This is a genomic window from Vibrio sp. LQ2 (genome assembly GCF_023920125.1).
GTDB lineage: Bacteria > Pseudomonadota > Gammaproteobacteria > Enterobacterales > Vibrionaceae > Vibrio > Vibrio fluvialis.
The window spans coordinates 941,848-954,212 of the sequence record NZ_CP085308.1 but is presented as its reverse complement, the minus strand read 5'-3'; the positions used below and the strand labels follow the sequence as shown (position 1 = coordinate 954,212).

The window sequence follows — 12,365 nt, the reverse complement described above, 5'->3', positions numbered from 1 at the left end:
GTAACGTTTGGCAGTTTAGGTGGAAGTGTAGATCGCGACTTAATTAACGTTGCGTTGTGCGCCAATGAAAAAATGACAGGAGTTAACAATGAACCAGCATGAAAAGATCAATTATGTAGAGTTTGCAGCTAAAGACTTGGAGTCAACGAAAGCGTTTTTTTCAAAGGTTTTTGGCTGGCGTTTTGTTGACTATGGACCTGACTATACCGCATTTTCAAATGAAGGTTTAGACGGTGGCTTTTTTAAGGCTGAGCTTTCTAGTCGGACTGAAAATGGTGGTGCGCTTTTAATTTTCTACAGTGCGGACATTGAATCTACTTTGGATAAAGTCGCGAACAATGGCGGCCATATTATCCGCCCCATCTTTGAATTTCCCGGTGGTTGTCGTTTCCATTTTGTAGAGCCAAGTGGCAATGAGTTTGCAGTTTGGTCGGAAGCACGTGCATAACAAACGCCTCACGTGGCGTTATACACTTAAAAAGGATGATAATTTTGGAAATCATAAGAAGCAGGGAGTTTAAAGCATCGCGAGCTTGGGGAGCTAAAGAAATAGCGAACATGAATGGTATCACTACGAGCTTACATTGGACAGATCAACCCTATAAATGGCATATCAACGATGGTGAAGAAGTTTTTGTTGTACTAGATGGTGTTGTTGAAATGCTATATCGCATTGATGGACAAGAAAAAACGACAACCTTGCAGGCCGGCGATATTTTCTATGCGTCAATGGGTACTGAGCATGTCGCTCATCCACAAGGTGAAGCAAGAGTTTTAGTCGTTGAAACTGCAGGCAGCGTGTAACAGCGTGGCACATTCCCAACGCTCACACCAGTTTTCGTCACAATGAAGCGCTATAGCTCTATAAATCGACATCATTGATTTGCCTTCTCACGTTTCATTTAGAGCTGGTGAGCAATGAATCAGTTTTTGCAATGCAAACGAAAAAGCTATCTATTTAGTTTGTTGCGTGTATAGTGTGCCTTGCTCATAAAATATGAGCTATTCATGTAGCATCAAGTTCAAGTCTCTTCCCTGTATCTTTTCGAATTCTTTCGTCACATACCTGCGATTACTTCCTCTTTATATTCCATCAAATAGCTTAAGTATCCCTATACATTTTTTATCGAAGTATTTTTAGGTTCGCACGGCTGAAACTCTCTCATGCCATGCTTGCCTTTCCGTAAACTAAACAGAAGTTAAATTTATTATGGCTAGACGAACCAGCCGACAAATCTATTGGTATCACACCAATCGTAACCAAGAATCCGTACAAGGAAAGAAACAAGAATGTTCAAAATAGAATTTTACCTAAACCACAATGAACTGAGTTGGTCGGAATTTATTCACCAACTGAATAGCGATATTTTGAGACGACACGTTTTTCAAAAGCTGCCTGTTTTCGATAGGAACGTGAGTTTTTCGTACTGCGAGCAATCGAGCTGCGGAGAAATCTTGAACGGCCAAGGTGAAAGCCTGGGTAAGTTTTTCATTCAATAGTGTTCAATATTTCATCGCTACCTCGTTCCATCCCCTAGTTCGCATCCCCAAAACTGGATCTGCCGTTTCTCAAAACGTCCTGCTGACTACTAACGCTTAGGCACTGGTATCATTGGGTTCACGAACGAAATCATAGAAATATTTTTGATACAAAAATTGGCTGTTAGAGAAAATAAATCAAAATATTCCTATCTATTTGAGTACATCCGTGTATAGTACCCGAAGCTCTTAAACGAGAGCTATTTATGAAATGTTTAGTTCAAGTCTCTTCTTAGTTTTCTTTCGAGTTATTTCGTTATATTACTCCTGCAGTAACTTATGCTTCATCTTCCATCAAATAGTCTCGCTTTCGAATCTTTAATTAATAACGAGGTATTTATGTCTAATAAGACTACAGGTTCAGTAAAATGGTTTAACGAAACTAAAGGTTTCGGTTTCATTACTCCAGACAACGGTGGCGCGGACGTGTTCGTACACTTCAATGCTATCGCTTCAGAAGGTTTCAGAACCTTGACTGAAGGCCAAAAAGTAACGTTCAACGTAGAGCAGGGCGCGAAAGGTCCTCAAGCTGCAAACGTTCAAACTGCATAATCTAGCTCCGGAAACACACTGTCTATTCCTTCCTGGATGATAATGTGTGTTTTTTTTGAAGCCATTGGCAGCAATAAGAATAAATTATTATAAAGGTGCGATGTGAATTACACTCTAATTTAAATGAGTGTAACTGAATATCGTATCTTTATTTTTTTTTGTGCTTAATAAACACTAACAGAGATAATATTAATTTAGCTCGTAAATGTATTGGTTATTGTAATTAATTATTTATTTGAGGTGATATATTTAATGTTATTGACGTTTTGCACTTAGCAATAAGGAACAGTTAATGAGAAAAAGTCGACACGAAAAAGCGCAAAAGAAAGCGTGGAAAGGCGGTTATGAAGCAAAATTCGAGCAAATGGTTGGAGAGTACCATAAAGCTAAGGCTGAGCTCGAAACGATGGAAAAAGGGACACCAGAATACTTGCAACATGACAAACACTGTAACTCTCTGTTCGCTAGCGCTGAGCGTTTTTTCAAGCAACATCAGTAGCCTAAAAGCAACACCCCCATTATATTTTTCTAAGTGTCACATGTGTGTAGCACTCGTACACTGAATTATCACTTCCTTTTAGGAACGACTATGGTGGTGCCATGGTACTGGCTTTCAATGTCTCCAGTTACACCACCAAAGCCTCCGGGTAACGTTATAGCTGCGTCGTCAACTGAGATGTGTGACTTCATGAATGATCGGAGGACCGAATGGGTACCCGTTTAGGCCAGCAAAACATTCGAGTACCTTTGTCCCGCTTCTACAAGGTAATCGCTGAATGTGATAACGACTTGTAGATTGCACATATCAACTTAAGTTTATCAGTATTGCCTTTTTATGGATGATTCAGTACCTGATTGAACCTGAGATAAAATATTGCAGATTTTATCAAATGTAGGTCGAGCCATAATGTCGCGATGTTGACAGTCAAAAGCTAGTGCCTCCAACTCTACTCGAACTTGATCATTTAAATCATCACAACGTTCTGTCAGTTCTTCCAACAAACACCCAAACGCTCTAACTTCCAAACGTTGTAATTTCGCTGATTGATTAGGATCTGTAAAATCAAAAAATGATGCAGCACCATAATCACTTAGTAGTGCATCTCCTGATGATGTAATCAGTATATTGTGTGCGTACAAATCACCATGCATCACCCCCTGTTGGTGAAGATGACGTACGGCATCCGCTATTGTGCCTGCAATCCGAAATAGTACTGATGTAGAAAACTTCCTATCTTCGGAATAAACATCTCGCGTACACGACTCAAGGCTCGGAGGACCTGCTAAGTTGCTGAAATTGTTTGGTATGAGTTTCATGACTAGGCCATCAACACTTGCTGGATGATGCTGAATGCGCCCGAGTGTTTGTGTTAAAGCCGAATGTTGCCCCGCCTTCATAATCGATGCCATCTCGCACAACGGCGAACCATCACTTGTCATCGCACCTTTAAACAATTTTACTGCAACTGGGAAGGTTTTCTGACCTAGAGACAAGCTAGCACGATATATCAAACCTGATGCCCCTTCACCAAGTAACTCATTAACTTCTAATTGATGCCAATTAATACCCGCCATTGATGTCTTTAAAGCTTGAGCCTCCAATCGCTCTATAAACGGATTCCCGGCAAAAGTTAACCAGGTTAGCCTAGGCAAAGATATTAGCCATTCGGGTAGGGCTTTGAGTTGGTTCGCTGCGATACGGGCGAGTTCTAAGCGGTGACATCGGGCCAGTGAATCAGGCAAGTTAGTAAGCTGATTTCCGGCTAACATCAGTTTCTGCAAGTCAGAGCATTGCCCAATGCTTTCAGGTAAAGCCTGAATACAATTATCTGTCAAAATAAGCCAACGCAACCTTGCCGGCAACGACTCCGCTGGTACATCTACTATCTGATTAGATTTAAAACCCACCATGGTCAGAGAATGGCATCGCCCCAACACTGCAGGCAATTGCGTAAATTGATTCTGGGAGCAAAAAATGACTTTAAGCTTGGTGAGCTGTTCGAGGTCATCCGGAAGTGATGAGAGATGATTCCCTGTCAGATCAAGGATCTCCAACGTATCAGATAACGAAAATATCTCTCGTGGGAAGTCGGTTAAACCGCATGACAGTTTTAAGCGGCGGAGTCCTTTTAGTTCTCCCGACCGCAATTGTTCAAGTGTGTGCATTAGCAATTCAATCAAAAAGCAAGACGCGGAAACGGGCGCCTTCAAAAAGAAATGACGACATTATAACTTAATCTTCTTTGTTGTGTGCTTTGAAGCAGCTATCAGAGAACCTCCTAATATTGATCATCGTATCGGGTTGCATCATTACCTTTCAGAATAGATGCAACTCGTCTCGGAGAGCAGCGGTTGTCCATTCAACAGTTAGATCTTCGTTCATAAATTCACATCGGCAAATGGTGCTGAATTCGACAATAATAAATAGACAAACTTTTGGTTTAGAACGAAAGTTTAAATATTATTCAAACAAATGCCGTTTCGGCAGATAACCTACTAAGTCAGTTTATAAAGGCAATCTGGATGCTTTTTGCATTCGAGTTCAAACACCTTATTACCAGACAGGGCCACTATGTTTTTCAATAAGTCACTTCAAAAGGAAAATCAGCAGCTTAAAGAAGATCTTCACTCTTGGGTTCAAATACGTGAAAGTCTTGATGAAGATATGCTGCGCATTACGTTGGATCCCAAAGGTGTTGTTGTTTCGGTCAATGCGCGTTTTGAGGACGAGCTGGGCCTGAAGCAAACGGCAGTATCCGGTAAACACATCACGGAACTCGTGCCGGAGAAAGCGCGGGATACTGAGCATTTTCACCGGATGAAAGAAGCGTTGGTGCGTTCTGAGCATTGGAACGGTGCAGTGCAGTTGAAGAAGGGGACCAGCGAAGAGGCTTGGCTGCGTACCATTATTCAGCCGATAAAAAACAGCAAAAATCAGGTGCTGCGCATCGCTGTCTATGCGGCAGAGCTGACTCGAACCATCAAAACGTCGCGTGAACACGAAGATATGCTCAAAGCGCTCAATCGCTCCACAGCGGTGATTGAATTTACATTGGACGGCACCATCATCCGCGCTAACGACAATTTTCTGCGAACCATGGGGTATTCCAACAATGATCAGATTGCGGGAAAACATCATCGCATCTTTTGCGAAGCAGAAGAGGTTAACTCGCCCGCTTATAAAGAATTCTGGAGAAAACTGGCCAGTGGTCAGTTCGTTTCCGAACGCTTTAAGCGCGTGGACAGTCATGGGCAAATTGTTTGGCTGGAAGCGTCTTATAACCCCATTCATAACGATTTAGGTGAACTGTATAAGGTCGTAAAGTTTGCCACGGTGATCACCGACCAGGTGAATCAGGAACTGGCGGTGGCCGAAGCGGCGAAAATCGCCTTTGATGTTTCTGAAGTGACTGGGCAACAAACCTCTCAAGGTCAGCAGGTCGTAAGTACCACGATTGACAAAATGGAAGCGCTGGCGCAACAAATGCAGCAGGCGAGCCAGGGGATTGAAGCGTTAAGTGAGCACTCGAAAAAGATCAGTGAACTGGTCAGCAGCATCAGTGGCATTGCTGATCAAACCAACTTGCTGGCGCTGAATGCAGCGATTGAGGCTGCGCGAGCGGGGGAACAGGGGCGCGGGTTTGCCGTGGTGGCTGATGAAGTGCGCCAGTTAGCCTCTCGCACCAATAAAACCACCGAAGAAATTGTGGCGGTGGTGAGTGAAAACCTCAAACGAACCAAAGATGCTGTTGAGTTGATCGCGCGTTGCCAGAATCAGGCTGGAGAAGCATTGGAGCTATCGACGGAGGCAGGTCAGGTCATGGGTGATATTCAGCGCGGAGCGCAGAAAGTGGTTGATGCTGTCAGTCAGTTTAATCAGCAACTGTAATGCTTCCTGTCAGGCAATGTATCTGAGCCATAAATGCGCTTCACACTCATAGCGATGCTTATTTATCCTGAATGCCGCTGATTGGTAACTTCGTTAATTTTAACTATGGTTTATAGGCGATTCGCTCACACAGTCAGTGGCAAAAGGATAAAAGATGAAAATCACCGTGGAACAGAAAGTCGCCGCCCCGCTTGCTCGGGTGTGGCATGCCTATACAACACCGGAAGATATTGTGCATTGGAATGCGGCGTCTGATGATTGGCACACCACCAAGGCGACCGTGGATTTACAAGTCGGTGGAGAATTCTGCTCTCGAATGGAAGCGAAAGATGGCAGCATGGGATTTGATTTTGTTGGTGTCTATACCCATGTCGAACCGGAATCTCTTCTTGTCTATGAATTCGGAGACAGGAAAGCAGAAGTCACCTTTACTGTCCATATTGATGGCGTGCTGGTGCGTGTCACCTTTGATGCGGAGACGACGCATTCAATCGAGCAACAACGAGAGGGTTGGCAAACCATTCTGGCTAGCTTTGCGCGTTATGTGGAACACGGAGGTGGAGAGAGCTGAGGTGCAATCAATTCTGCCTGTCTCATGAGTGAAAAAGTCGTCATTACTCTATCTGTAAACAACCTCACAAAATATATGGTTATCGAGGTCTACACTCTGAGTTGTGTTTACAGGGAAGGAGGGATGTATGACTCGTAAAGCTTCATGGCTATTGATCGGATGTTTTGTCGTGTCTCTGCCCGCTTATGCTGCAGGAAACGCCACTGGGAATGGTATGGGGAAAGGCAATGGCGGAATGGGGCCCACGCAGATGCCGACCTTTACTGAGATCGATGTCGATCACGACGGTGCAATTACTCAGCAAGAGTTTGTGGCATTTCAACAAGCCAGACAAGCGGAGCGTGCCGCGGATGGTCGCATGATGAAAAATGCCGCAAATAGCGATGGCATGTTTGAGCAGATCGATGCTGATGGCAATGGCTTAATCGATGAACAAGAATTTCTCGCTCATCGTGGCAGCATGAGATACGCCAAACCGCAACAATGATTGTTACAATTTACAAGAGGCCGTATCTGCGGCCTCTGTTTATTTCTGGGCCCTATATTCGCAGAGTCTGAATGGCGCGAAGCAGCAGTCCTGGAAGTGAATTCCGGCAAATATCAGCGTTGTTTTTGGTGTCAGAGAAATATTCATTCTGGTTGTTATTTACTCCGATGAATCATTGACCAATAAACAATCGCTTGCATTGTCAGGAATGACGTAGTTAAATGCGCGCGTTTAAGGGAGTAGCCTTCTTCAATTCATTGAAGAGTGAATATCAACAGTCTCCAAGCCTCATGCTTGTGGTATTCACGTTCCTGATGTTCTGGCAAGACTTAAGCAAGGTAGGGGTAACGACAGGTCCCGCTGCTTTGCTTACGTAAATTTGCCTGTCGATATTCGGAGTTTTATGATCAGCTATTCCATCACTTGCTGAAAGTCTCAGCGCAAACGTTCTGATGTAATCCATGTTGAGCAAAATATTACCTTTCACAACCAATGTGAGAATTGAACGTTATACTGAATGCACCAACACATCTTTGTTTCTGGCAACACTGACCAACAGACACAACAGCTTTTTGTAGCGCCGCCAGGTTGCGACTCCTTTTTAAGCGTGTTTGAAAGTGGGAAACGAGCTATGTTGTTAGCGATTGTGGCAATTATTGCCGGATTTGGCCTTTTGGTCTGGAGTGCAGATAAATTTGTTGAAGGGGCTGCGGCGAGTGCAAACTACGCAGGCATGCCGCCTTTACTGATTGGTATGCTGGTGGTGGGTTTTGGCACTTCGGCGCCTGAAATGGTCGTCTCTGCAATGGCCGCGCTGGATGGTAACCCTGCGTTGGCGCTGGGTAATGCGCTGGGCTCCAACATCGTTAATATCAGCCTGATCCTGGGTGTCACCGCGCTCATTGCTCCGATTGCCGTTCACTCCAATATTATCCGTAAAGAACTGCCTATTTTGCTGATCATCACCTTGGTGCTTGGTGGCATGCTTTGGAATCACGATATCAGTTCGGCAGAAGCATGGGTGCTGCTTGTGGGTTTTCTGACGATCATCGGTTGGTCCATCTGGAGTGCTCTTAAAGCCAAACGTGATTCTCTGCAGACTGAATTTGAACAAGAAATGCAGCGTCCTGAGCTCTCAAAAGGTAAGGCTATGTTCTGGCTGGCAGCCGGTTTGCTGCTGCTGGTTGTCAGTTCCCGCATTCTGGTTTGGGGTGCGGTCACGATAGCCCAGCAACTGGGTGTCAGTGATCTGCTGATCGGTCTGACCATCGTTGCACTTGGTACGTCTTTACCGGAACTTGCGGCATCCATTACGGCAGCGCGCAAAGGGGAACATGACATTGCGGTTGGCAACGTGGTCGGCTCAAACATGTTTAACTCATTGGCGGTGGTAGGTATTGCCGGAGTCATCGAACCCATCAACAACATCGGCGCTGAAATTTTCTGGCGCGACTGGACCGCAATGCTGTTTATCACTGCATTGCTGCTCATCATGGCACTGAAATTTGGCAAGGCCAAAACCATAACCCGTGTTGAAGGTGCGGTTTTTGTTTTGTGTTATCTGAGTTATAACCTGTATTTGATTCAGGGAAGTGTGGGTTAGTCACCCACCTTCTTAGCCTTTAAACCCATCCATATAACCATTGCGGAGATATTCATGGATTCATTAGTCGACTTCTATAACACGCATCAGGCATTCCTGTTGGACGTAGCGAAAAATACGCTACTGACCATTCTTATTCTCGTGGCTGCGTCAATTATCTCGAAACTTGTTCGCAAAGCCGTTTTTAAAGGCGTGATGAAAGTCGGTAGCAGTGATGAAATCGTGGCGCGTTTGCTATCGAAAATCGCTTCTTATTCTGTTTACTTGTTGGCGCTGGTGATCATTCTTGATCTGTTTGGCGTGAATACAGCGAGCTTAGTTGCTCTGGTCGGTGCCGCTGGTCTGGCTATTGGTCTGGCATTGAAAGATACGCTGAGCAACATTGCCGCAGGTATCATGATCCTGTTCTTAAAACCGATTAAAAAAGGTGAGTTTGTCGAGTTTGCGGGTTATACCGGCAGCGTGAGAGACATTGGCTTGTTCACTTCGGTGTTTGAAACATCAGATGGTCTGTATATTTCCAGCCCAAACCGCACCGTTTGGGGCGCGACCATCAAAAATTTCAGCCGCAACAATCGTCGTCGTATGGAAGTCACGGTGGGTATTTCATACAAAGATTCGGTTGATGTGGGGTTAGAGGTTCTGAAAGAGTTGGCTCTGAGTCACGAAGCAATCATGCGCGATCCGCAGCCTCAGGTGATGGTACAGATGCTGGCAGACAGCTCGGTGAATCTGCAACTGCGCGCCTGGTGTCCGACAGACAAATACTGGGAAACATACTGGAGCATTCAACGCCAGCTTAAAGGCAAAATTGAAGAGGCGGGTTTGTCGATTCCATTCCCGCAGCGCGACCTGCACATTACGATGACGCCGCAAGAGCTCATCAAATAAAACTAAGCCCCGCCATTGCGGGGCTTTTTGATCTTAGTGATTGTGACAAGTTGAGGAAGAAAATCAGTATCCTTCTTCCCACATCACATCGCACTCTTCCTGCGATGCTGCCTTAAGCAGCGCAATCAGTGGTAAAGCGCGATTTGCAATGCTGACCGGCAGCTCAATCGCGGACTCATTGTCTTCATCATCATCCGTTTCAGGCTGGGCCTTCTTCTTTTCGAGCTCTATCGCAGCTTGCAACAAACGAAGTGCCTCTGGCACATCCTTGGCGAGAATGGCTCCTGGGACGGTTTCACTGTGACCCATCATTGTCAACATTTGCAGGCCGATGCTGCCAAACATGGTGACGTTCGCCGACGCCTTGCAGCGAAAAGTCATTAACATAGAATGCCTCTTTGTGATTATTGAGTGTGAGTGCAATGTTCACTTTACTCCGTTGAAAAATGATCGTCTATCTTGGTTGAAAAACACATCGAAATCGGGCCAGATTTTCCTTTGCCGACAAGGAGATCAACCGTGTTTCGGGACCTAGAAAAACCATTACATAATGCAATCTTTACCACAAAAAAGTTTTAGTTTTAAACACCGCATTTTTTATTGCGCTGACCAACTTATGACCTTACTATCGCCTCGCTTCTTGATGATAGCCAATCCGAGTACATCACAGCTGGTTTTGTGGCAAGGCGATAGAGCAACTATCCAAGAGTGACTTTGACAGCGCAACCGCGCTTTTATTGACGCTCCACTTTTCATCACAACGCATATGAAAAGTGCTCATTATTTTGGAGGTTTGCCATGGCGACTGCTCGTTCAGTTCTGAATTTTCAATCTTTCACTTCTCAAGCGCTTTCTGCTGACGAAATTCATTTGATCGAATCATCGGTCGAACAGTTTGGTGCGCCATTACTGATGCTTGACTGTGACATCATCCGTCAGCAATACCGTGCACTGAGCGCGGCACTGCCAAACGTCACTTTGCATTTTGCACTGAAACCACTGCCACATCCGGTTGTGGTAAGAACGTTGCTGCAAGAAGGCGCAAGCTTTGACTTGGCGACAACCGGCGAAGTTGAACTGGTTGCTCAGGAAGGTGTACCTGCAGAACGTACGATTCATACTCATCCAATCAAACGTGATGCCGACATCCGTGATGCTCTTGCTTACGGTTGCAACGTGTTTGTGGTCGACAACCTGAACGAACTGGCGAAGTTTAAAGCTTACCGCGATGATGTAGAGCTTCTGGTTCGCCTGAGCTTTCGAAACTCTGAAGCGTTTGCTGACTTGTCGAAAAAATTCGGCTGCTCGGCAGAACAAGCACTGACCATTATTGAAATGGCAAAAGAGTGGAACATTCGTATCAAAGGCTTGTCATTCCACGTCGGTTCTCAGACCACCAATCCACAAAAATACGTGGAAGCGATCCACACGTGTAAAGAAGTGATGAAACAAGTGGTAGAACGTGGTTTGCCTGCCCTGAGCACGCTGGACATCGGTGGTGGTTTCCCTGTGAACTACACCAAACAAGTGATGCCGATTGATCAGTTCTGCGTGCCGATAAACGAAGCACTGGCAGAGCTGCCTGAAACCGTTCAGGTGATTGCTGAACCTGGTCGTTTTATTGTCGCGCAATCTATGATGAGCGTGGCGTCGGTAATGGGTCAAGCTGAGCGCGATGGTCAGACTTGGTACTACTTGGATGACGGTGTTTACGGTTCGTTCAGCGGTTTGATTTTTGACGACGCACAATACCCATTGGTGACGCTGAAGCAAGAAGGCGAGTACGCACCAAGTGTGCTGGCTGGCCCGACTTGTGACAGTATTGACGTGATTGCAGAAAACATTCTGCTGCCAAAACTGGATAACGGTGATTTGATTATCGGCCGCATGATGGGGGCTTACACCAGTGCGACGGCAACCGACTTCAACTTCTTCAAACGTGCGCAAACGGTCGTTTTCAATGAAATGGCCGAAAACAGTGAACGCATGATTGGCTAATGAATTGCTGAAAACTCCCACCTCGGTGGGAGTTTTTTTATGTTTATGAGTAGGGCTTTCTACCAGTTCTGCATAGCGTTTGGGTCCACATTGTCGGCGTTTTCACGTATGCTTGAGCTATTCCTCCGCGATAACAGAACCTGCCGTGAAACTATTAATTATCGAAGACTCCGAAACGCTCCGCCGCAGTTTGATTGTGGGTCTTAACCATCTTGGGTTTGCCACTGATGACACGGGTGATGGTCAGGAAGCGCTGAGTATGGCGCTTAACAATCAGTACGATGTCATCATTCTCGATTTAATGCTGCCCGGCTTAAGTGGCCTGGAAATACTCAAAGCACTGCGCAAACAGAAGAAACAGACTCGCGTGTTGATTCTTTCCGCCAAAACCGACACTCAGGATCGGGTGGAAGGCTTGCTGCAAGGCGCTGATGATTACCTGACCAAACCTTTTTCATTTGAAGAGCTGCATGCCCGTATTCTGACGATCATGCGTCGAGGTAGTCTTGAGCAGGTGGACCAGACACTGTCCATCGACGAATTCTGTGTCAATTTAGCGGATAAAACCTTTCTTTATCAGGGGCAGGTCATTGATCTCACCCCGAACGAATTCAAAATCGTACAGTGCTTGTTCAGTGCACCAAACCGGGTGATGAGCGTGGAACAGATCAGTGAATCCGTGGTGGGGCATTTTGATTATGTCGCCAAAAACACGATTGAAGCGCACCTTTCCTCCATTCGTAAAAAGGTGCGTGATGCTGGTGGCAATCTGCCAGTGAAGAACAAACGTGGCTTTGGCTATGTGGCGCAAAAGTGTAGTTAAGGTAGAAAGTGG

At 45.4% G+C, this 12,365-nt stretch carries 13 protein-coding genes; 11 read left to right on the top strand and 2 right to left on the bottom strand.

Annotation, left to right across the window (positions count from 1 at the left end; all coding sequences use genetic code 11):
• Nucleotides 1-88 precede the first annotated feature (88 nt).
• From LGV68_RS04495 to LGV68_RS04480, 4 genes are all read left to right on the top strand, one after another.
• Nucleotides 89-448 (top strand): VOC family protein, encoded by a 360-nt coding sequence (locus LGV68_RS04495; RefSeq protein WP_020327472.1) that lies wholly within the window; start codon nt 89-91, stop codon nt 446-448.
• Between the two features lie 44 nt (nt 449-492).
• Nucleotides 493-804 carry a cupin domain-containing protein gene (locus tag LGV68_RS04490; RefSeq protein WP_038157635.1) on the top strand — a complete coding sequence of 104 codons (312 nt, stop codon included), beginning with the start codon at nt 493-495 and terminating at the stop codon, nt 802-804.
• 1,074 nt (nt 805-1,878) lie between these two features.
• Nucleotides 1,879-2,091 (top strand): cold-shock protein, encoded by a 213-nt coding sequence (locus LGV68_RS04485; protein WP_020327470.1) that lies wholly within the window; start codon nt 1,879-1,881, stop codon nt 2,089-2,091.
• A 292-nt stretch (nt 2,092-2,383) separates the two neighbouring features.
• Nucleotides 2,384-2,590 (top strand): hypothetical protein, encoded by a 207-nt coding sequence (locus tag LGV68_RS04480; protein WP_020327469.1) that lies wholly within the window; start codon nt 2,384-2,386, stop codon nt 2,588-2,590.
• 320 nt (nt 2,591-2,910) lie between these two features.
• On the opposite strand, the gene LGV68_RS04475 is transcribed toward LGV68_RS04480, so the two are convergent.
• On the bottom strand, nt 2,911-4,257 hold the full coding sequence (locus LGV68_RS04475) for a leucine-rich repeat-containing protein kinase family protein (protein ID WP_208592377.1): 1,347 nt from the start codon (nt 4,255-4,257) through the stop codon (nt 2,911-2,913).
• A gap of 406 nt (nt 4,258-4,663) precedes the next feature.
• Between LGV68_RS04475 and LGV68_RS04470 the strand changes: the two genes are divergently transcribed.
• The 5 genes from LGV68_RS04470 to LGV68_RS04450 all read left to right on the top strand — a co-directional run bounded on the left by LGV68_RS04470 (nt 4,664) and on the right by LGV68_RS04450 (nt 9,532).
• Nucleotides 4,664-5,980 carry a methyl-accepting chemotaxis protein gene (locus LGV68_RS04470; protein WP_075988616.1) on the top strand — a complete coding sequence of 439 codons (1,317 nt, stop codon included), beginning with the start codon at nt 4,664-4,666 and terminating at the stop codon, nt 5,978-5,980.
• A gap of 154 nt (nt 5,981-6,134) precedes the next feature.
• The gene (locus LGV68_RS04465) at nt 6,135-6,551 is read left to right on the top strand and encodes an SRPBCC domain-containing protein (protein WP_252536340.1); all 417 of its coding nucleotides are present in this window, start codon (nt 6,135-6,137) and stop codon (nt 6,549-6,551) included.
• Nucleotides 6,552-6,678: 127 nt separating this feature from the next.
• On the top strand, nt 6,679-7,038 hold the full coding sequence (locus LGV68_RS04460; RefSeq protein WP_252536339.1) for an EF-hand domain-containing protein: 360 nt from the start codon (nt 6,679-6,681) through the stop codon (nt 7,036-7,038).
• Between the two features lie 631 nt (nt 7,039-7,669).
• Entirely contained in the window at nt 7,670-8,641 is a 972-nt protein-coding gene (locus tag LGV68_RS04455; RefSeq protein ID WP_020327464.1) for a calcium/sodium antiporter, read from the top strand.
• A 54-nt stretch (nt 8,642-8,695) separates the two neighbouring features.
• Complete coding sequence (locus LGV68_RS04450; protein ID WP_055452960.1) at nt 8,696-9,532, top strand: mechanosensitive ion channel family protein; 837 nt, start codon at nt 8,696-8,698, stop codon at nt 9,530-9,532.
• Between the two features lie 63 nt (nt 9,533-9,595).
• On the opposite strand, the gene LGV68_RS04445 is transcribed toward LGV68_RS04450, so the two are convergent.
• Complete coding sequence (locus LGV68_RS04445; RefSeq protein ID WP_024373896.1) at nt 9,596-9,919, bottom strand: DUF1840 domain-containing protein; 324 nt, start codon at nt 9,917-9,919, stop codon at nt 9,596-9,598.
• A 411-nt stretch (nt 9,920-10,330) separates the two neighbouring features.
• Here LGV68_RS04445 and LGV68_RS04440 point away from each other — a divergent pair, with 411 nt between their 5' ends.
• Together LGV68_RS04440 and LGV68_RS04435 are read left to right on the top strand one after the other, a co-directional pair.
• Complete coding sequence (locus LGV68_RS04440; protein WP_061056569.1) at nt 10,331-11,530, top strand: type III PLP-dependent enzyme; 1,200 nt, start codon at nt 10,331-10,333, stop codon at nt 11,528-11,530.
• A gap of 145 nt (nt 11,531-11,675) precedes the next feature.
• A complete protein-coding gene (locus tag LGV68_RS04435) occupies nt 11,676-12,353 on the top strand; it encodes a response regulator transcription factor (protein ID WP_020327460.1) in 678 nt (225 codons plus the stop codon).
• Nucleotides 12,354-12,365: the final 12 nt, after the last annotated feature.